18 protein-coding genes are annotated in these 19,076 nt (G+C 62.9%); 8 read left to right on the top strand and 10 right to left on the bottom strand.

What is annotated here, in order from left to right:
• Nucleotides 1-16: 16 nt before the first annotated feature.
• Both AAZU54_RS00270 and AAZU54_RS00265 read left to right on the top strand, forming a co-directional pair.
• On the top strand, nucleotides 17-1,759 hold the full coding sequence (locus AAZU54_RS00270) for an autotransporter assembly complex protein TamA (protein ID WP_312153019.1): 1,743 nt from the start codon (nucleotides 17-19) through the stop codon (nucleotides 1,757-1,759).
• Entirely contained in the window at nucleotides 1,756-5,430 is a 3,675-nt protein-coding gene (locus AAZU54_RS00265; RefSeq protein ID WP_434726295.1) for a translocation/assembly module TamB domain-containing protein, read from the top strand. The genes AAZU54_RS00270 and AAZU54_RS00265 overlap by 4 nt, the downstream gene beginning before the upstream one ends.
• A gap of 84 nt (nucleotides 5,431-5,514) precedes the next feature.
• On the opposite strand, the gene AAZU54_RS00260 is transcribed toward AAZU54_RS00265, so the two are convergent.
• Nucleotides 5,515-5,895 carry a Mor transcription activator family protein gene (locus AAZU54_RS00260; protein ID WP_186555217.1) on the bottom strand — a complete coding sequence of 127 codons (381 nt, stop codon included), beginning with the start codon at nucleotides 5,893-5,895 and terminating at the stop codon, nucleotides 5,515-5,517.
• 460 nt (nucleotides 5,896-6,355) lie between these two features.
• On the opposite strand from AAZU54_RS00260, the gene AAZU54_RS00255 reads away from it, so the two are divergent.
• On the top strand, nucleotides 6,356-6,544 hold the full coding sequence (locus tag AAZU54_RS00255) for a hypothetical protein (protein WP_186555218.1): 189 nt from the start codon (nucleotides 6,356-6,358) through the stop codon (nucleotides 6,542-6,544).
• Nucleotides 6,545-6,576: 32 nt separating this feature from the next.
• Here the strand turns inward: AAZU54_RS00255 and AAZU54_RS00250 are convergent, their stop codons facing one another.
• Entirely contained in the window at nucleotides 6,577-6,951 is a 375-nt protein-coding gene (locus AAZU54_RS00250) for a fe2+ zn2+ uptake regulation protein (RefSeq protein WP_186555219.1), read from the bottom strand.
• 199 nt (nucleotides 6,952-7,150) lie between these two features.
• Here AAZU54_RS00250 and pvdQ point away from each other — a divergent pair, with 199 nt between their 5' ends.
• Nucleotides 7,151-9,466 (top strand): bifunctional acylase PvdQ, encoded by a 2,316-nt coding sequence (gene pvdQ, locus AAZU54_RS00245; protein WP_186555220.1) that lies wholly within the window; start codon nucleotides 7,151-7,153, stop codon nucleotides 9,464-9,466.
• Nucleotides 9,467-9,540: 74 nt separating this feature from the next.
• On the opposite strand, the gene AAZU54_RS00240 is transcribed toward pvdQ, so the two are convergent.
• Together AAZU54_RS00240 and AAZU54_RS00235 are read right to left on the bottom strand one after the other, a co-directional pair.
• Complete coding sequence (locus AAZU54_RS00240) at nucleotides 9,541-10,095, bottom strand: lipocalin family protein (RefSeq protein ID WP_186555221.1); 555 nt, start codon at nucleotides 10,093-10,095, stop codon at nucleotides 9,541-9,543.
• Nucleotides 10,096-10,179: 84 nt separating this feature from the next.
• On the bottom strand, nucleotides 10,180-11,250 hold the full coding sequence (locus AAZU54_RS00235; protein ID WP_186555222.1) for an AbrB family transcriptional regulator: 1,071 nt from the start codon (nucleotides 11,248-11,250) through the stop codon (nucleotides 10,180-10,182).
• 105 nt (nucleotides 11,251-11,355) lie between these two features.
• Here AAZU54_RS00235 and AAZU54_RS00230 point away from each other — a divergent pair, with 105 nt between their 5' ends.
• Nucleotides 11,356-12,258: a LysR family transcriptional regulator gene (locus tag AAZU54_RS00230; RefSeq protein ID WP_186555223.1), complete on the top strand. Its 903-nt coding sequence runs from the start codon at nucleotides 11,356-11,358 to the stop codon at nucleotides 12,256-12,258.
• 60 nt (nucleotides 12,259-12,318) lie between these two features.
• On the opposite strand, the gene nikE is transcribed toward AAZU54_RS00230, so the two are convergent.
• Genes nikE through nikA form a run of 5 tightly spaced genes read right to left on the bottom strand, consistent with a single transcriptional unit; the run spans nucleotide 12,319 to nucleotide 17,269 of the window.
• Entirely contained in the window at nucleotides 12,319-13,140 is an 822-nt protein-coding gene (gene nikE, locus AAZU54_RS00225; protein WP_186555224.1) for a nickel import ATP-binding protein NikE, read from the bottom strand.
• Nucleotides 13,137-13,907, bottom strand: coding sequence for a nickel import ATP-binding protein NikD (gene nikD / locus AAZU54_RS00220; protein ID WP_186555225.1), 771 nt, complete (start codon nucleotides 13,905-13,907; stop codon nucleotides 13,137-13,139). The genes nikE and nikD overlap by 4 nt, the downstream gene beginning before the upstream one ends.
• Nucleotides 13,908-14,753 (bottom strand): nickel ABC transporter permease subunit NikC, encoded by an 846-nt coding sequence (nikC, locus tag AAZU54_RS00215; protein ID WP_186555226.1) that lies wholly within the window; start codon nucleotides 14,751-14,753, stop codon nucleotides 13,908-13,910.
• Nucleotides 14,750-15,691 (bottom strand): nickel ABC transporter permease subunit NikB, encoded by a 942-nt coding sequence (gene nikB / locus AAZU54_RS00210; protein WP_186555227.1) that lies wholly within the window; start codon nucleotides 15,689-15,691, stop codon nucleotides 14,750-14,752. Before nikB ends, nikC begins: the two co-directional genes overlap by 4 nt.
• Nucleotides 15,692-15,694: 3 nt before the next feature.
• Nucleotides 15,695-17,269 (bottom strand): nickel ABC transporter substrate-binding protein, encoded by a 1,575-nt coding sequence (gene nikA, locus AAZU54_RS00205; protein ID WP_186555228.1) that lies wholly within the window; start codon nucleotides 17,267-17,269, stop codon nucleotides 15,695-15,697.
• 88 nt (nucleotides 17,270-17,357) lie between these two features.
• Here nikA and nikR point away from each other — a divergent pair, with 88 nt between their 5' ends.
• Entirely contained in the window at nucleotides 17,358-17,765 is a 408-nt protein-coding gene (gene nikR / locus AAZU54_RS00200) for a nickel-responsive transcriptional regulator NikR (RefSeq protein WP_186555229.1), read from the top strand.
• A gap of 115 nt (nucleotides 17,766-17,880) precedes the next feature.
• Here nikR and AAZU54_RS00195 read toward each other — a convergent pair whose 3' ends face one another.
• Nucleotides 17,881-18,360, bottom strand: a complete 480-nt coding sequence (locus tag AAZU54_RS00195; protein ID WP_434726294.1) for a GNAT family N-acetyltransferase — start codon at nucleotides 18,358-18,360, stop codon at nucleotides 17,881-17,883.
• A 133-nt stretch (nucleotides 18,361-18,493) separates the two neighbouring features.
• On the opposite strand from AAZU54_RS00195, the gene AAZU54_RS00190 reads away from it, so the two are divergent.
• Both AAZU54_RS00190 and AAZU54_RS00185 read left to right on the top strand, forming a co-directional pair.
• Nucleotides 18,494-18,868, top strand: a complete 375-nt coding sequence (locus AAZU54_RS00190) for a hypothetical protein (protein WP_186555284.1) — start codon at nucleotides 18,494-18,496, stop codon at nucleotides 18,866-18,868.
• Entirely contained in the window at nucleotides 18,865-19,068 is a 204-nt protein-coding gene (locus tag AAZU54_RS00185; protein WP_405129794.1) for a helix-turn-helix transcriptional regulator, read from the top strand. The genes AAZU54_RS00190 and AAZU54_RS00185 overlap by 4 nt, the downstream gene beginning before the upstream one ends.
• The last annotated feature ends 8 nt before the right edge of the window (nucleotides 19,069-19,076 follow it).

The raw sequence follows: 19,076 nt of genomic DNA, 5'->3' as shown, positions 1-19,076 counted from the left end.
TGGTAGCATGCCCCGCATGACGTATTCAGGACGATTAAGCTGGGGCCTGCTCTTGTTGGCCGCCAGCAGCACAGTATGGGCGCAGAGCGAATTGTTGGTGCGGGTGAAGCCGGCCAACAAGGCGCTCAAGGCCAATATCGAAGGTTATATCGGTAGCCTTGGCGAGCGCGATGAAGAGGCCCTGCTGCGCTTTAGTCGTGGTGCCGAGGAGCAGGCGCGCAAGGCCGCTCAGGCCTTGGGCTACTACCAGGCGCAGATCGATACCGAGGTCAAGCCGCCAACCGATAAAGACAAATCCCCGCAATTGATCATTCGTGTTGAGCCCGGCGAGCCGGTGCGCTTGCGCAACGTGACTGTGCGCATCGAGGGCCCGGCCACTGAACTCAAAGCCTTCCGAATCCCCAGCAGCAGCGCCTTGCGGGCTGGCGAGCCGCTCAACCATGGGCACTATGAAGATGCCAAGCGGCTGATCCAGAACCAGGCCTCGCGCTACGGGTTTTTCAGGGGGCAATTTACCCAGCAGCAGCTGGCGGTGGACCCCCAGGCGGGGGTGGCGGATATCGACCTGGTCTACCAAAGCGGGCCCCGCTATCGCCTGGGCGCTGTCACCTTCAGTGGCGACTCACCGCTGGACGATGACCTGTTGCAGCGCATGGTGTCGTTCAAGCCCGGTACGCCTTATGACTCGCAGCTGATCGCCGAACTCAACAATGACCTGCAATCGAGCGGCTATTTCGAAGGCGTGCGGGTCGACGCTGCGCCCACCGCTGCGGTGGCTGAAGACATTCCGGTGGCGGTCCAGCTGGAAATCCGCAAGCCTCGGACCATGGGCCTGGGCCTGGGCTTTTCGACCGATGTCGGCCCACGCGGCAAGGCTAACTGGACCCGCCACTGGGTCAACCCGCAAGGCCACAGCTATGGCTGGGAAACCGAACTGTCGGCGCCACGCCAGAACGTCGGCCTGTGGTACGACGTGCCGCTCGATCCGCCCCTGACCGACAAACTGCGCTTCGCCGGCGGCTATCAGAATGAAGAGATCGCTGGCACCGACACGCTCAGCAAACTTTTGACGGTAGGTCCTGAGTGGCATAGCAAACTACCGAGCGGCTGGCAGCGGGTGATCTCGCTCAAGTACCAGCGTGAAGAGTACAAGTTGGGCGATGACTCAGGACTGAGCAATCTGCTGATGCCTGGCGTGAGCTTTTCCTACTTGCGCAGTGACAACCGCATTGATCCGCACAATGGCTATCGCTTGCAGTTCGATCTGCAAGCTGCCAAGGAAGGGTTGCTCTCTGACACCAACCTGCTGCACGGCAACGTACTACTCAAGGGGCTGACCACGCTGGGCGAGAATCACCGCTTCCTCGCCCGGGTGCAGTTCGGTGGCAGTGCCACCAACGGTTATCAAAACAACATCCCCCCGTCGCTGCGCTTCTTCGCCGGTGGCGACCAGAGCGTGCGCGGCTACGACTATCAGAGCCTGTCGCCAAAAAACAGCGATGGCGACCGCATTGGCGGTCGCTATATGGTCGCTGGCAGTGCCGAGTACCAGTACTCGCTGACCGAAAAGTGGCGAGTGGCGACCTTTATCGACCAGGGCAACTCGTTCAATTCGCTGGAGCTGCCGAGTCTCAAGACCGGTGTCGGCTTTGGCGTACGCTGGGTTTCGCCGGTTGGGCCGTTGCGCCTGGACCTGGCCAAGGCGTTGGACGACGACGGTGGTATTCGCCTGCACTTTTCCATGGGGCCTGAGCTGTGACGCGTGCTTTGAACTATGTGTTGTTGACCTTGCTCGGCCTGGTGCTGCTGATCACCCTGGCGCTTGGCCTGGTGCTGGGCACCCAGGCTGGCAGCCGTTGGGTGCTGGGGTTGGTGCCCGGGCTTGAGGTCAGCGACTTTGAGGGCCGCCTGGGCGCAAACTGGCAGGCCAGTCGCTTGAACTGGGTCGAGGGTGGTAGCCGGGTTGAAGTCCTGGCGCCACACCTGGCGTGGTCACCGGCGTGCCTGCTGCGCGCGACCTTGTGTATCGACAGGCTGCAGGCAGAGCGCGTCGACATGGCGTTCGCCCCAAGTGAAGCGCCGGCGGACAGCGGCCCGATCCAACTGCCCGGTTTGCGCTTGCCGTTGGCGATCGAGCTGGGCGAGGTCAAGTTGGGCCAATTACGCCTGGATGGCAGCGACCTGCTGGGCGACTTGCAACTGGCCGCTCACTGGACAGCCAACGGCTTGCGCATCGACAGCCTGCAGGTGCAGCGCGAAGACCTGCACCTGAGCCTGCAAGGTGACTTGCTGCCTGAAGGTGACTGGCCATTGCAGCTTATTGGCAGCGTGCAGTTGCCTGCGGTAGAAGGGCAGGCCTGGCAGCTGGCACTGACCGCCAGAGGCGAGTTGCAGAAAACTCTCAACCTCGACGCCACTAGCAGCGGCTATCTGAACGCCCATTTGACGGGTGAGTTACAAGCGCTGGCCGAGCACTTGCCGGCGAAATTGAGCATCCGTTCCGACGCGTTCAAACCTGCCGGTTCGCTGCCTGACACCTTGCAGCTGAATCAACTGCGCCTGGATGCCAGCGGCGACTTGCGCAAAGGTTACCAACTGACAGGTTCGGCTAATCTGCCCGCCGAGCAGGGCCCTATAGCCCTGGCCCTGGCTGGGCAGGTGGATGCCAAAGGGGCACAGCTTGCCGCCCTTGACCTCACAGCCAGCGAGACCCAGCGGGTCAAGCTGCAAGCCAATGCCGACTGGCAGCAGGGGCTGGTAGCCGATGCGCAGATCGACTGGGTGGATTTCCCCTGGCTGCGGCTCTACCCACTGCAAGAGGCGCCGCAAGTTACCCTCAAGCGCTTCAATGCCCAAGTGAACTACCGCGATGGCAATTATCAGGGCGCATTCAAGGGCGATCTCGACGGGCCGGCAGGTGCCTTCAACCTGGCCAGTCCGTTCGAGGGTGATCTGACTCAAGTGCGCCTGCCTCAGCTGGCCCTGAGCGCAGGGCAGGGCAAGGCCGCCGGCAGCGTGGCGGTACGCTTTGCCGATACCTTGGCTTGGGATGTCGACCTGCAGCTGTCGGCGCTCGATCCGGCTTACTGGCTGGCCGAGTTGCCAGGCACGCTGGCGGGGCCATTGCGCACAAAAGGCGAGTTGAACAACCAGCAATTACAGCTGCAAGCGCAACTGGACCTCAAGGGGCGCCTACGCGGTCAGCCGGCTGTGCTCAAGGCCGAGGCCCAAGGCGCCGGTGAAAGCTGGACCCTGGGCACGCTGGCGGTGCAACTAGGTGACAACCGCATCAATGGCAGTGGCAGCTTGCAGCAGCGCCTGGCGGGGCGTATCGACCTGGATCTGCCGCGCCTTGGTCAGCTCTGGCCACGCCTGCAAGGGCAAGTCAAAGGTCGCCTGGACCTGGCCGGCACCCTGGCGGCGCCGCAAGGCACCTTGACCCTGCAAGGTCAGCAGCTGGCTCAAGCCGACAACCGCCTGCAGCGGCTTGACCTGGATGCACGCCTGGACAGCGCCCAGCGCGCCCAGATCAGCTTGAAGGCCGGCAACATCCGCCTCGGTGACACCTCGCTGGGCAACCTGGATGTCGCGGGCAAAGGGGATATCCGCCAGCAGGCTGTGACCCTGGCGCTCAATGGCCCTCAGCTCAAACTCGACCTGGCCGCAGACGGCCAGTTAGCCAAGGGTGACTGGCGCGGCAGGCTGGCCAGTGGGCGCATTCAGGCCGGTGGGCAGGACTGGCAGCTGCAAGCCCCGGCACGCCTGCAGCGTTTGGCCAACGGCCAGCTGGACTTCGGTGCGCACTGCTGGCGTGCCGGTCAGGCCAGCCTGTGCGGCGAGGATCAGCGCCTGGCGCCGGAGCCGCGCTTGCGCTATCACCTCAAGCAATTCCCGATCGAAAGCCTGGCCCAGTGGTTGCCCAAGGATTTCGCCTGGCAGGGCCAGCTGAATGCGGACATCAATCTGGATATCCCTGCCAGCGGCCCCAAGGGCAGCATTCGTGTCGATGCCAGCGGCGGCACCTTGCGGGTACGTGACGGTGAGCGTTGGCTCGATTTCCCTTATCAGGTGCTGCGCCTGGACAGCACACTTAATCCTCGTCGGGTCGACACCGTGCTGAATTTCCGCGGTGAGCGCCTCGGCGAGCTGGCCCTGTCGACCCGACTTGATCCGCTGGGCAAGAATAAACCGCTGTCAGGTGATTTCCGTCTGTCGGGCCTGGATCTGTCGATCGCCCGGCCATTCGTGCCGATGGTCGAGCGCCTTGCTGGGCAGCTCAATGGCAGTGGTCGCTTGTCCGGCTCGCTGCTGGCGCCCCAGGTCAATGGCAACCTGGCGCTCACCGGGGGCGAGGTGAGCGGTGCCGAGTTGCCGGTCAGCCTCGAGGATTTGTCGCTGCAAGCATTGATCGCCGGCGAGCAAGTGCAATTGCAAGGTGGCTGGCGCAGTGGTGCGGCGGGTCGTGGCCAGCTCAGTGGCAACCTCACCTGGGGCCAGGCGCTGAACATGGACCTACGCCTGCAAGGCCAGCAATTGCCGGTGACGGTCGAGCCTTACGCCGCGCTCGAGGTGGCGCCAGACCTGACCATTCGCTTGGCAGGCGAAAAACTGGCGATCACCGGTAAGGTGCATGTGCCAAAAGGTAAAATCACCGTGCGCGAGCTGCCGCCTTCGACGGTCAAGGTCTCGGACGATACCGTGATCATCGGTCACCAGACCGAACAGGGTGCGCCCCCCATGGCAGTGGCCATGGACATTGACGTCGAGGTGGGTCGGGAAAAACTCTCCTTCAGCGGCTTCGGGCTCACCGCCAACTTGCTTGGCCACGTTCATATTGGCGACAACATGGACACCCGCGGCGAGCTCAGCCTGGCTGATGGTCGCTACCGCGCCTATGGCCAGCGCCTGACCATCCGGCGCGCCCGGCTGTTGTTCGCAGGGCCTATCGACCAGCCTTATCTGGACATCGAAGCGATCCGCCAGGTCGATGACGTTATCGCCGGTATTCGTCTGAGCGGCAGCGCCGAGCAGCCGACCACTCAGGTGTTTTCCGAGCCGGCGATGAGCCAGGAGCAAGCCCTGTCTTACCTGATTCTCGGGCGGCCGCTGGGGAATACCGGTGAAGACAACAACATGCTTGCCCAGGCCGCATTGGGCTTGGGCCTGGCGGGCAGTGCGGGGATTACCGGCAGCTTGGCCTCGGGCCTGGGTATCGAGGATTTCCAGCTCGACACCGAAGGCTCGGGTAACAGCACCAGCGTAGTCGCCAGCGGCAATCTGACCGAGCGTCTGAGCCTACGCTATGGGGTGGGGGTGTTCGAGCCAGCCAACACCATCGCGCTGCGCTACAAGCTGAGCAAGAAGGTTTATCTTGAAGCTGCCAGTGGTTTGGCCAGCTCTTTGGATATCTTCTACAAGCGCGACTTCTGACCAAATACCTTGAAAATGCACTCAGCCCGCCTGGATAACAGCATCGTTATCCAGGCGGGCTGAGTGTACCTGTCTGAACGTGGCTTAGCGCGCGTGCGCTTCTTGCCGACGAATGTTGCCGATCTGGCGCAGGCTCAGGCCGTACTTGTCGGCCAACAGGCTGCGCGACAAGCCGTTGGCACTTTCCTTCTGGATCTGCTGGTTGCGCAGTTGGCGCAGGAAATGATCGGCCTTGGGAATCTCCAGGGCCACGCCGGCAAAACGCTTGATCAAGGCGTCCAGCGCTGCGGGTGGCAGTACGTCAGCCAGCTTGGTGCGTTCTCGGTGCTTGGGAATGTACTTTGGCCGTCCACCATAAGCGCAGGTCAATTGGTAGGCGTTGTCGATGCCGATACAGTCGATCAGGGCCTGCAACGAATGCGGCAGTTGGGTGACGTCGATGCAAGTCAGGTTTGGAAAATCCATGTGAGGCTCCCTCAGAATTGTTGTGGTGGCGCCGCGCTTGGGCATCCAGGACCGGTAGAGCGATTGCCACTGGCCTTGGCCGTGGCTCGGTTCGATTGTCGGTGAGCGTCAAACTCGGCCGCTAGGCGACAAGCGAGCCAGAGGCTGTAGCCTGAGTGAATGCAGCGTGAAGGGAATGAGGGAGCCCTATGTAGGACAACTCCACGGCACCCTGCTGCAGGCCTTGATTTTCGGTGCATGCATTGGACGATGGTGCTCATGGGTAGCACTACCCTCCGGCAGCGGGGGCGCTCGCCAGCCAGGGGCAAAGTGTCGTAGGGGTTGTGCAGGGTGAAAATCGCACGCAGCTGCTAGGCAGCAGGCACGTTCAGCAGGAAATACACGCCTGTGGCCGATGGCGTTGTATCATTGCCGCGGCTCGTTGCGAGCCACATGTCCCTGATGTTGCAAGGAACTTTCCATGACACACGTGCAGCGCCTTAAATATTCGATCCTGATCATCCTGGTGGTATTGGGGCTGATGCTGGGTCTGTCCCATCTGCAAAAGCAGGGGACGATCAGCGAGCAAACCTTCCAGTACCTGGCGATTGCCATCGCGGTAATCGTGGTGGTGATCAATGGGATCTTGCGGCGCAAGGTCAAGCCCTGAACCTGGCCGGCCTACCTTGGCCGGCCATGCGCTCAGCGGGCGGCGGGCTGTTCCAGCACGGCGCGGGCCTGGGGATTGAGGCTGTAGCATTTATCCGAGCCGAGGGTAATCACGCCTTCGGCGCACAGGCGCTTGAGCACTTCACGGACGCTTAGAAACGACAGCGGAATATCCAACTGCTCAAGTTGCGCATGAATGCCACGCACGCCAATGCTGCGGCCATTGCGGTCGGCCGAGTGCAGGGCGTCGATGACTTTGAGCCTGATCAGGCTGGTGCGCAGGCCATAGGTGCGCAGCAGTTCGCGAATCTGCCCGTTACCGACGCGCTCTTCGCCCTCGACAAGCCGCGCAGCGCCGACGTTGCCAGGGCCGTGAGCGGTCTGCAGTGACGCTTGGGAGTTGTACATGTGAATGCTCCTTTTCGTGGACTGTCCCGAATTCATGGGTGCCTCACTTATAAAGACGAATGAGATTGGCAAAACTGCAGTCCTGGATGAAAAAAAATCCAACGCGCCTAGATGAAGACGTTCCAGGGCGTTGCCAGCCGTAAAATTTTCATCGGGCCATTCGTCTGAACGGGATGACTCCAGAATCCGAGGATTGCCCGTGTACCCACTTTCGCGCCCCTTGACTCACCTCTGCCTGGCGGCTGCCCTGGTGGCCAGCAGCATCGTCGCCCACGCTAAGGAAGCCGCAGGCGATGCCACCGCACAGATCCGCCGCACCAGCTTTGGGGTCCCGCATATCCTGGCCAACAACGAACGCGGCCTGGGTTACGGCATTGGCTATGCCTATGCCCAGGACAACCTCTGCCTGTTGGCCAATGAAGTGCTTACCGTCAACGGTGAGCGCTCACGTTTCCTTGGCGCGCAGGGCAAGACGTTCGAGCAGCGCGATAATCTCGATAGCGACCTGTTCTTCACCTGGTTGAATACGCCCATTGCGGTCAGCGGCTTCCTCCAGGCGCAGCCGGCGTCGGTGCGCGATTTGCTCGAGGGGTATGCCAGCGGCTTCAACCGCGCCCTGGGCGAACGCAAGGCCCAGGGCCTGCCCGCCGAATGTGGTGCAGGCGATTGGGTGCGGCCGATCACCAGCCTTGACCTGGTGAAGTTGACGCGCCGGTTGCTGGTAGAAGGGGGCGCCGGTCAGTTCGTCGAGGCGCTGGTCGGCGCTGCGCCGCCTAAACTTGCCGCGCAGCGTCCGGTAAGCGACTTCAGCCTGGCCTTGGAGCGCCAGCAGCGATTTGCCTCGGAGCGTGGCAGCAACGCAGTTGCGGTGGGCTCGCAGCGCTCGGCCAACGGCCGCGGCCTGTTGCTGGCCAATCCGCACTTCCCATGGATGGGCGGCATGCGCTTCTATCAAATGCAGCTGACCATCCCAGGTAAGCTCGATGTCATGGGCGCTGCGTTGCCGGGGCTGCCGTTGGTGAACATCGGCTTCAATCGTCATCTGGCCTGGACCCACACCGTCGACACCTCCAAGCACTTTACCCTGTACCGGCTGGAACTCGACCCGAACGACGCGACCCGTTACCTGCTGGACGGCAAGTCGTTGCCGCTTGCCCGCCAGACCTTGACTGTCTCGGTCAAAGGCCAGGATGGTGCGCTCAGCCAGGTCGAGCGCGAGGTCTACGCATCGAGTTTCGGTCCGGTGGTGCAGTGGCCAGGCAAGCTGGACTGGGATAATCGCCATGCCTACAGCTTGCGCGATGCCAACCTGGACAACTCGCGGGTGCTGCAGCAGTGGTATCAGATCAACCGTGCCGACAGCCTCCAGGCGCTGAAGGCCTCCGTGGCGCAGCTTCAGGGGATTCCCTGGGTCAACACACTGGCAGTGGACGAGGCTGGCCAGGCGCTGTACCTGAACCAGTCGGTGGTCCCGTTTGTCGACAAAGACCTCCTTGCCCAGTGCAGCAATCCAGCGCTCACAGGCCCTGCGGTGGTTTTGGATGGTTCGCGCAGTGCCTGCCAATGGAAGGTCGACCCGCAGGCAGCGCAGCCCGGCATCACCCCGGCACATCTGTTGCCGAGCCTGGAGCGTCGCGATTTCGTGCAGAACTCCAACGACCCGGCGTGGATGGCTAATCCTGCGCAACCGCTGACTGGCTTCTCGCCGTTGATCAGCCGCGATGATCAAGCGTTGAGCCTGCGCGGCCGATTTGCCCTGCAGCGCTTGCAAGGTAAGCAAAAGCTCGGCGTGCAACAGCTGCAGGACATGGTGCTCGATGATGAGGTATACGCCGCAAGCCTGCTCTTGCCCGACTTGCTGAACTGGTGCAAATCAGCCGAGGCTGACGTGGCGGCGCTGTGTGCCAGCCTGAACGCCTGGAATGGCAAGGCCGATCTGGATGCCGGCATTGGTTTGTTGCACTTCCACAACCTCTTCACCGCACTTGCCGAGCATCCGCAAAGCTGGCGTGTAGCCTTCGATCCGGCTGATCCGCAGCACACACCGCGCGGCCTTGCGGTTGAACAGGCGGCGGTGCGCAAGCTGTTGCATCAGGCGGCATTGGACTCTTTGCAGCAACTGGCCGAGGCCGGTGTGGGCAATGACAGTCGCTGGGGGCAGATCCAGCATTCGCTCGATGGTACGCCGGTGCCTGGCGGCCCGCAGGCGCTTGGGGTGTACAACGCGATGTACAGCGTTGCGCAAGGGCAGGGCAAGCGCCTGGTGGTCAGTGGTACCAGCTATTTGCAGGTGGTCAGCTTCACTGAGCAGGGGCCGCAGGCCCGAGGCTTGTTGGCGTTCTCCCAGTCCAGTGAGGCGGGCTCGGCGCATTCTGCCGACCAGACGCGAGCATTCTCGGCCAAGCAGTTGGCGCCAATTGCGTTTACCGAAGCGCAGATCAAGGCCGACCCGCAGTACCGTCAGTACGTGATCAGCGAGCGAGACAAGGCCGCGCTGGCCAGTTCTCTACGCTAGTCAGTCAGCCGCGATGGCCTCTTCGCGCTCAACCGCAACGGCGAAGAGGCCAGGCTGCCTGTAATGAACCCTGGTTATGGTTTGTCTGCCTGTCGCCACACCAGCTCCGAAGTGTCGTAACCCTGCTCACGGGCAATCGCCAACAATTTATCTCGAGTTTCTCCATTGACCGTCGGGGTACGCGAGAGCAGCCAGAGGTACTCACGATTGGGATGGCCAACCAGCGCCACGCGATAATCCTGATCGTGGTACAGCACCCAATATTCGCCCTTGGTCAACCCTGGCGCCAGGCGGCTGAACCAGTTGTCGAACCTGACCCAAAGCTTGTCGGTCTTGCCCGCTTGCTGCGGCTCGGCGACGCCTTGGGCCTCATTCCACTGGCCATCGGCTTCCCGGCAACGGTTGTCGACGCCGATCCGCCCATCCTCGCGCAAGCTATAGCGCGCTTCTGACTGCACGCAGTTGCGCTGGAAGAACATCGGCAACCGCGCCAGTTCGTACCAGGTGCCCTGGTACTGCTGCAGGTCTACCTGCATGGTGCTCGGCGGTTTCGGGTCATCGCTTGAACTTGCGCAACCCACTAAAGCCAGGGTTAGGCATGAGAGCAGCAACGTGGTTCGCATCGACATCGGCAACCTCCTGGAATGGTCTGAGCTGAAAAAAGACCCAGTGTCTGTTGGACGGGGGCTGATGGCAAAAAGTTGTATCGAACGTCAAGCGCGGGTGAAACGGATGATCTGCCTGGCACAATAGGCACCTGTCACAATGACCCCAAACAAGCGCAAGGTTTGCATTGCCAGCACCAGGCCGACGTCAGCATGGGTTTCCACGGCAATGATCGCCATCGCATCCAGCCCTCCGGGGCTGGTGGCCAGGTACATCGAGAGAAAGTCGCTGCCGGTCGCCCGCGCCAACAGCCAGGCGCAGCCGGCGCACAATATGATCAGCACCACTGCCCCGGCTATCATGCTCGGCAACCGACGCCACACGTAGCGCACCGTTGGCCGGTCAAAGCGTAGACCGATATAGCAGCCGATCGCGCCATAGGCGCAAGCCAGCAACCAGGCGGGCAGGGTGATCAGCAGCAGCCCGCTCAGTTGCAGTACTGCACCGAGCACCAGCGGCACTAACAGCGCCCCAGCCGGTAGCTTGGTGCCGAGGGCCACGCCCAGCACAACGACCCCCAGGCTCAGCAGTAGTTGGCCTACTTGCGGCCCCGGCAGGCTGGCGCCAGTGCTGGCTGCAACGCCCGCGCCGCTGGTTGCGCCGAGCAAGTGGCTGACCAGCGCGCCGATCATGACCACGCACACCACCCTGACGTACTGCATGGTGGCGACCACCCGTGCATCGGCACCGTTCTCCTCGGCCATCGACACCATCGCCGAGGCTGCGCCAGGTGCGGTACCCCAGGCGGCGGTAGTAGCCGAGATGCCGCCATAACGCACAGTGCCCAAACCGACCAGCGCGCTCAGCAGCACAGTCAGCGCGGTGGCCAGCAGCATGACGTGCCAAGACTGCGCCAGCGAAGCCAACACGGTCCAGGTCACCGAATGAGCGACCATCAACCCTACGCAGCCCTGGCTCAAGCGAAACACGTGCCGATGCACGCGTAGTTGCGCGCCAGATACGCCAAAGGCTATCGCCACCAGCATCGGCCCGAGGAATAGACCGGCCGGCACCGCCAACCTATGCAGCAACTGGCCGACCCCGCCTGCACAAACGATGAGCGCCAGCCAGAGCAGGATTCGTGAAGGGGAGGCCAGGCCAGCTAAGAAGGTCTGCAAGGTCGATATGCTCCAGAACGCGTTTGACGGAGAAAATTATCGACGTGGCAATTGATCAAGTCTATTTTCTACTTTCGATGAATCGATAACTAAAATTCATGAATCATGGATCTACGCGACCTTACCTATTTTGAAACCATCGCCGAACTGGGCCACCTCGGGCGGGCCGCCGAGAAGCTCAACCGCAGCCAGCCGGCGTTGAGTAAAAGCATCCAGCGCCTGGAGGAGTCGCTGGGCACGCGGCTGTTCCAGCGCGACGGTCGGCGCATCAAGTTGACCGACGTCGGCCAGCTGTTGCTCGAGCGCGGCCGGCAGTTGCAGCTGAGCATTGCCGAAACCGAACGAGAGGTGCGCGACTTCGCCGGTGGCCTGGTCGGTAACATCCGCCTGGGCTGCGCCGCGAGCATGGCCGAGTACCTGTTGCCACAGCTCACCGAATCGTTGCTGCAGCGCGCGCCGCAGTTGACCTTGCAGCTGTCGATCGCCCAAGACGATGTGCTGCGCGAATCCCTGCGCACCGGCCGCCTGGACGCGATCATCTGCCCGCTGATCGTCGATGACCCGCAATTTCGCAGCTACCCGATCCTGGAGGATGAAGCGGTAGTGGTCGCCAGCGCCGATCACCCGGTATTCGGCGCAGCGTTTGCCCTCAAGGATCTGTGTCAGTACCGCTGGGTGCTGCCAGGCAGCACGGTGACCTCCCGGCGCTGGCTCGACAATGTGTTCATCGCCCGCCAAATGCCAGCGCCGCAGGTGCAGATCGAGACCAACACGGTCTCGCTGCTGCCACGTCTGATCGCCCGTACCGGGCTGCTCAGCTTCGTCGCCCGCGAAACCCTGGAACATGGCCAGGGCATGTCGCGCTTGCGCGAAGTGCCGCTGTTGGAAACCACCATGAGCCGTACCGTCGCGGTATCGGTACGCGCCGAAGGCTATCTGCCGCCTGCTGCTGGGGCGATGGTCGACCTGCTGCGCGATAACGGCCGCAGCTTTTTCAGAGAGGATTGATCCGCCTAGGGCTGTCCAGGCGGCCAATGGGTAGCCCTACGGATCGATGAAGGTGCAATCTTACGCTTGCGCAGTGGCTGGCTGCGCAGCTGGCAAGCGCTGCTTAGGGCGCTCTGGCAGCATGGCGCGTTGCAGCTGTTGGCCCACGGGATGCTCGAACGCCAAGGCCTGGTCAACCGGGCGATCCTCGACGATTCGCCCCTCGCTCATCAGCACGACCCGCTGGCAAAAATAGCGCACCAGGCTCAGGTCATGGCTGATCAGGACAAACCCAGTACCGGTTTCACGACGCAGTGCGTCCAGGCGTTGCAGCAACTGCAATTGCAGCACTCGATCGAGGTTGGACAGGGCCTCATCGAGCACCACCCATTGCGGCGAGATGGCCAAGGCTCGAGCGATGTTGGCGCGCTGCAGCTGACCGCCACTGAGCTGGTGCGGCAAGCGCTCGGCATGTTCGGCGCGCAAGCCCATCTGCTCAAGCAACTGCAGCACCCGTTTGTGCTGCGCCGCTTGATTCATTTGGCTCAGGTGACGCAGTGGTTCGGCAATGCTCCAGGCAATCGAGCGCTGAGGGTTGAAGGCGCTTGGCGCATCCTGCAACACCAACTGCACCGCCCTTTGGAATTCGCGGGCCGGTTCGCCGCGAAGCTGGCTGACATCTTGCCCGGCAAACCGCACCTGACCTTGTCGCGGTTTTTCCAGGCCCAGCAGCAGCCGGGCGAGGGTGCTCTTGCCGCTGCCGCTGCTGCCCAGCAGACCGACCGATTGGCCCACCGACAACGTCAGGTCGATGCCATCGAGTACCTGTAGCCAGCCACCTCGGCGCAGCAGGCCACCGGTGCGGTAGCCATGGGCGACTTGGCAGATATCGAGCTGGCTCATGGGTGTCTCCGGCCGAGTATTTGATGGGCTTCAAGCAGGGTGCGCGCGCTGCTGCTGGCTGGGCTGTCGAACAAACCCTGCACGCTCTGGCGTTCAACGATGCGTCCGGCCTCCATCACCACCACCTGATCAGCGCAGCGTGCCACCACCCCCATATCGTGAGTGACCAGCAAAACGCCCAGAGCATGCTGTTCGACCAGTTGCATCAGCAGATCGAGAAAGCGCGCCTGACTCAGCGCGTCGAGGTCGCTGGTGGGCTCGTCGGCTAACAGGAACGGTGTTTCAGCCATCAACGCCAGGGCAATCATCATCCGCTGGAGCATGCCGCCACTGAGTTGGAAGGCGAATGACTGTAATACCCGCTGGCGCTCGCTCAGGCCCACGGCGTCCAGGCATTCGTCCAGCCGTTGGCGCGCGGCGGCGCCGGTAATCCCGCGCAACTTTAGGGTTTCCAGGCCATGGCTGGCCATGTCGCGTACCGGGTTGAAGGCGCTGCGCGGGTTCTGCAGGATTAGGCTGGCCAGGCGTCCGCGTACCTGGTTGGGGTGCAGTGGCTGGCCGTCCAGCGACAGCTGACCATGCCTGCGAACCAGGCCGCCAGGCAGTAAATCAAGTAGTCCCAGGCAACTAAGCGACTTGCCTGAGCCGCTGCTGCCGACCAGTGCACAGACTTCACCGCGGCGCAGCTGCAGGTCGACGTCATCGACCAACAGGCCGCTGCGACCCTCGATGCACAGCCCACGCACCTGCAGGATTGAGCCCACCATCTAGCGCGTCTCCAGGGTCGGATCGAGGCGGTCGCGCAGGGCATCGCCGAGCAGGTTGAAGGCCATCACCGAGAAGAAAATCATCAGCCCAGGCAACAGTAATAGCTGTGGATGGGTCCAGATGAACTCCTTGGCATCGTTGATCATCACCCCCCATTCGGCGGTTGGCGGCGTCACCCCGAGGCCGAGGAATGACAGGCCCGAGACATGCAGCATCATGTGGCCGATATCCAGGGTGGCGAGTACCAGCATTGGCCCGGCAATATTCGGCAGCACATGCTGGCGCAGGCGCATCCAGCGTGAGGCGCCAGCCAGGCGCGAGGCCAGCAGGTATTCGCGACCGCGCTGGGCGATCACCAGGCCGCGAACCATGCGCGCATACCAGGCCCAGTGGGACAGGGCGATGGCGACGATCACATTGCTCAAGCCGGTACCCAGCAACGTCACGAAAAAGAACGCCAGCACCAGGGTCGGGAAGGTCATGAACATATCGCACAGGCGCATGATCAGCAGATCGAGCTTGCCCCCGACAAAACCTGCCACGCCACCGATCACGATGCCCAGCAGTAGCACCAGCGCCAGGGTGAGCATCACGCTGCCCAGCGACAGTCGGGTGCCGACGATCAGCCGTGAGAGCAGGTCGCGACCCAGGTGGTCGGTGCCTAGCCAGTGACTGGCGTCGGGAGGCAACAGGCGCTGGCTGAGGTCGACCAGATCGGGATCGTGCGGCGCCAGCCACTGGCCGAAAACCGCCACTAGCGCCAGCAGGCCGACCAGTACCATGCCCACGACCAGGCTGTAATTACCCGCCAGCGCGGGGTGGCGTAGCCGCGACAACGCCTTCATGCGCTCACCCCTTGCAGGCGGCTGCGCGGGTCGAGCCAGGCATAGCAGACGTCCACCAGCAGGTTACATAGCATCAGCAGCGCGGTGAGCAGCAAGGTAAAGCACTGCATCACCGGGAAGTCGCGATTGAGCACCGCCGAGACGGCAAAACGGCCGACCCCGGGCCAGGCGAAAATAGTCTCGATCACCAACGCACCGCCGATCAACTCGCCGACATGCATGCCGGTGGCGGTGACCAGCGGCAGCCAGGCGTTGCGCAAGATATGATCGCGCCACACCTGGCGCTCGCCCAGGCCACGGGCGCGGGCATAGGTGACGTGACGTTGGCCGCTGGCTTCCAGTAGGCTGGCGCGCAGCAAGCGGGCGTTGATCGACATCGACATCAGGGCGATGGCCAGCACCGGCATCACCAACTGGCCAGCGCTGCCACGCCCCAGTGGCGGTAGCCAGCCGAGCCACAGCGAGAACAGTGCGATCAGCAAGAACGCCAGCCAGAAGTTCGGCATCGACACGCCGAGAAAGGTTACTGCACGCACCGCATGATCGGGCCAGCGCCCCTGCCAGCGGGCCGCCAGCAGCCCCAGTGGCACCGACAACACCAGCGTGCAGACCAGGGCCAGGCCGCCCAGTTGCAGGGTTGCTGGCAGGTAATAGAGCAAGTCGTCGAGCACTGGGCGACCGGTCAGGTAGGAAATACCGAAGTCCAATTGCACGGCCTTGCCCAGCCAAGTCAGGTACTGCGCATACAGTGGCTGATCAAGCCCCAGGGTTTGTCGGACCTCGGCAATGGCCGCGTCGGTCGGTGGGATATGCGACAAGCGCAGGTAGTCCAGTGCAGGATCGGTGCTGCCCAGGTGCAGCAGGAAAAACACCAGCAGCGACACGCCAAGCATGACCGGTACCAGCAATAGCAGGCGCAGGCAGATATAGCGCAGCATCGATCAGTGCTCCTGGGTCGGGGTCATGGCTTCGAACGGCACATCGAACAGGGTGCTGCCGAACTGCACGTTGGCCACTGATGCGCGCCGTACGCTGATCGCGGTGAGGTAAGAAATCGGCAGGTAGACCGCCTGTTCGTGCAACGTGGCGAGGATGAACCGGTACTGCTCGGCGCGCTGCTGCTCATTGGTGCTGGCCAGCACCTGGGCGATGCGTCGGTCCAGTTCGTCCTTGATTGCCAGGCCGCGTTGCGCCATGTAGTCGGCGTGGCCGGCGTAGCGCATGGAGCTGACGAACGAGTGCGGGTCGTAAGGCGCGCCCCAGGTGTCGGCGAAGATCATGCCGAAGTCGCCGTCGCGCTGGCGGCGTACTAATGCGCCGTCTTCCACCGCGCGCAGGGCGATGTGGATGCCAAGCTTGGCCAGCTCACCCTGGAACACTTCGGCCAAGCTTTTTTGCAGCGCACTGGTGCCGAGGAACACCAGCTCAATCGACAGCGGCTCACCGGCCTTGCTGCGCACGACTGCGCCCGGGGCCAGGGTCCAGCCAGCAGCCTCCAGTTGCTTGACGGCCACGGCAGGGTCGTAGACGTAGGGTTTCAGGCCGAGGTCGGCGTAGGGCATGTTGCGCGCGAACAGGGTGTCGGCACGCGGCTCCAGGCCGTAGAGGATCTTGTCGATGATCGCCTGCTTGTCCAGCCCATGGTTGATCGCCTGGCGCACCGCCAGCTCCCGCGTCGGGCCGCGGCCGGTGTTCATCGCCAAGGTCCTGGTGGCCAATGGCGCCGACAGCGCAGTGGCAAAGCCTTGATCGCGCAGGCGCACGAAGGTGCCGGCGGTGATCTCGCCGGCGGCGCCCTGGATCAACTGCAGTTGGCCGACTTGCAAGGCCAGCGCGCGGCTGTTCGGATCGGGGATAACCTTGACCAAGACTTGGCTGTAGGCAGGTTGTGCTCCCCAGTAATTGGGGTTGCGGGCGAAACGGTCGAATTCTCCCAACCGGCTTTCGACCCGCATCCACGGGCCTGTGCCCACTGCCTGGCCGGGTTTGGCCTGCGGTGAGGCGAAGCGCAATGGGCGCACCTGGGCCAGCTCCATGAGGGTCGGGTAGTACGGATGCTTGAGTACCAGACGCAGCGTGAGTCGATCCGCGGCCTCGACATGATCGAGTGTGCTCACCAGCTCCATCCAGCGGTGACGCTGGGGGTTGGCCAGCACCGCATCCAGGTTGGCCTTGGCTGCGGCGGCGTCGAACGGCGTACCGTCGGCGAAACGCACCCCGTCGCGCAGGGTGAAGGTGTAAGTCTTGCCGTCTTGCGAGACCTGCCAGGCGGTGGCCAACCAAGGCTCCAGGGTTCCTGAGGCGCTGTAGCGCACCAGCGGCTCGTAAACCATGGCCTGGGCATACATCTGATTAGGCGAGTAGCCGCGCGGGTCGAGGGGGCCGGCATTGACCGGCCAGGAGTAGCTCAGCGTAGGACCAGGATCGGTGTCGTCGCCTGCCTGCGCGCAGAGGCTTACGGCCAGTAGCAACACGCCCCAGCGGGCGAGCTTTCGTTTACCTGGCTGCTGCTTCACACTGCGTCCCCCACTTCAACGGAGGCGCTAGCCTAGAGAGGTGGCAGGTATGATGTCTAGGCAAAATGATCTTACTGGAAGTAACAAAATGCAACGGATCACCATCACGCTGGACGAGGAGTTGCTCGAGGTCATCGACCGGCGGGTGGCTGAGCATGGTTATCAAGGCCGCTCCGAGGCCATTCGCGACCTGCTGCGCAATGGTCTGCTCGAGTCTGAGCCGCTGGCAGAGGCTGCTCCGTGCGTGGCGGTGGTCAGCTATCTGTACGACCATGACACCCGTGAGCTGCCAAAGCGCCTGAACCAAACCTTCCACGCCCACCACGACCTGACCCGCTCGACCCTGCATGTACACCTCGATGCCGGGCATTGCCTGGAGGTATCGGTATTGCAGGGGGCCAGCGGCGAGGTCGTTGAACTGTCGCGTCAGCTGATGGCTGAGCGTGGCGTGGAGCATGGGCATGTGCAGGTGATGCCAGCGCCGGAGCGCCACTGACCGCGGCATAAATGCTGCCCTGCAGCGACCTCAGGCAGTCGCTGCGCGGGCTGATGGCAACCCTTGTACAAGCGCTGCAATCTGCCGGCAGATTGAGGGCCTTGCCAACGCCAGCCTAGCCCTGGGCGAACGCCGCCAGCCGCTCACCTTCCAACCTATACCGAATCCACTCATCCTGCGCCTGGGCCCCAAGCGACTGGTAAAAACCAATCGCCGGCTCATTCCAGTCCAGCACGCTCCATTCCAGCCGTCCGCACTGGTTGGCCAGCGCTTCCCGAGCAATGAAGCGCAGTAACTGGCGCCCGGCGCCATCGCCGCGTTGCTCTGGGGTGATGTACAGATCCTCCAGGTAGATGCCGTTGCGCCCCAGCCAGGTCGAATAGCTGTAGAAGTACACGGCAAAGCCAATCGCCTGGCCATTGCGTTCGCAGATCAAGCTGCTCACCGTGCTGCCTTCGTCGAACAGGCTGCGCTCGATATCAGCCAGGCTGGCCACCACCTCATGGCGGGCCCGTTCATAGTCGGCAAGCTCGGTGATGAAGGCCAGGATGTGCGCGGCATCGCTGCGCGCGGCGGGGCGGATGGTCAGGCTCATGCTGGGGCTTCCTTGGGTTGGAGATGCTCATCTTACGCGGCAAGGGCAGGGCTTGCCGAGATGTAAAGTTAGCTTGACATGGCGAGCGCGATCGCCTTCAATGTCAAGCACACTTTACATCGAGGGTCCGACCATGGCGCAACGACGCTTCCTGGGCAATTTCATCCTGACGCTGCTGGCTTATGCCGGCTGCGTGCTGGTCAGCAGCCACTACCTGCCGAGCCTGCCTACCGGCGCTGGCAAAACGGCATTGGCCCTGCTGCCGGTGCCGGCGATGCTGATGATGGCCGGGGTGGTCATTGGGCACCTGCGCAGCCTGGATGAGCTGGCCCGGCGCATCCAGCTCGAAGCCCTTGGCTTGGCGTTCGTGGGCACCGCGCTGCTGACCTTCAGTTACGGCTTCCTGGAGACGGCAGGCTACCCGCGTTTGTCGATGTTCATGGTCTGGAGCCTGATGGGCTCGCTGTGGGCAATCGGCGCGGTGGTTGGGGTGAGACGCTACCGATGAACAATCACATCCGCGCCCTGCGCGGCGAGCAGGGCTGGTCGCAGGCCGAGCTGGCCGAGCGCCTGGGTGTCTCGCGCCAGACCGTCAACGCCATCGAAACCGGCCGTTACGATCCCAGCCTGCCGCTGGCTTTTTCCATCGCCAGGGTGTTTGGCCTGAGCATCGAAGAAATCTTCCAGCCAGAACAATCGGTACAGTGATGTGTATC

It is taken from the genome of Pseudomonas sp. Je.1.5.c (assembly GCF_051129895.1).
In the GTDB taxonomy this organism is placed as follows: Bacteria; Pseudomonadota; Gammaproteobacteria; order Pseudomonadales; family Pseudomonadaceae; genus Aquipseudomonas; species Aquipseudomonas urmiensis.
The sequence above is the reverse complement of the archived record's forward strand: the minus strand, read 5'-3'. Positions and strand labels throughout refer to the sequence as shown.

Bases quoted from the DNA above. Each gene is read 5' to 3' on its own strand.
- AAZU54_RS00190 (WP_186555284.1), top strand. From the start codon at position 18,494: ATGGCGCAACGACGCTTCCTGGGCAATTTCATCCTGACGCTGCTGGCT.
- AAZU54_RS00240 (WP_186555221.1), bottom strand. From the start codon at position 10,095: ATGTCGATGCGAACCACGTTGCTGCTCTCATGCCTAACCCTGGCTTTA.
- nikC (WP_186555226.1), bottom strand. From the start codon at position 14,753: ATGAAGGCGTTGTCGCGGCTACGCCACCCCGCGCTGGCGGGTAATTAC.
- AAZU54_RS00195 (WP_434726294.1), bottom strand. From the start codon at position 18,360: ATGAGCCTGACCATCCGCCCCGCCGCGCGCAGCGATGCCGCGCACATC.
- AAZU54_RS00260 (WP_186555217.1), bottom strand. From the start codon at position 5,895: ATGGATTTTCCAAACCTGACTTGCATCGACGTCACCCAACTGCCGCAT.
- AAZU54_RS00255 (WP_186555218.1), top strand. From the start codon at position 6,356: ATGACACACGTGCAGCGCCTTAAATATTCGATCCTGATCATCCTGGTG.
- AAZU54_RS00250 (WP_186555219.1), bottom strand. From the start codon at position 6,951: ATGTACAACTCCCAAGCGTCACTGCAGACCGCTCACGGCCCTGGCAAC.
- AAZU54_RS00230 (WP_186555223.1), top strand. From the start codon at position 11,356: ATGGATCTACGCGACCTTACCTATTTTGAAACCATCGCCGAACTGGGC.
- nikE (WP_186555224.1), bottom strand. From the start codon at position 13,140: ATGAGCCAGCTCGATATCTGCCAAGTCGCCCATGGCTACCGCACCGGT.
- nikD (WP_186555225.1), bottom strand. From the start codon at position 13,907: ATGGTGGGCTCAATCCTGCAGGTGCGTGGGCTGTGCATCGAGGGTCGC.
- AAZU54_RS00270 (WP_312153019.1), top strand. From the start codon at position 17: ATGACGTATTCAGGACGATTAAGCTGGGGCCTGCTCTTGTTGGCCGCC.
- nikR (WP_186555229.1), top strand. From the start codon at position 17,358: ATGCAACGGATCACCATCACGCTGGACGAGGAGTTGCTCGAGGTCATC.
- nikB (WP_186555227.1), bottom strand. From the start codon at position 15,691: ATGCTGCGCTATATCTGCCTGCGCCTGCTATTGCTGGTACCGGTCATG.
- AAZU54_RS00185 (WP_405129794.1), top strand. From the start codon at position 18,865: ATGAACAATCACATCCGCGCCCTGCGCGGCGAGCAGGGCTGGTCGCAG.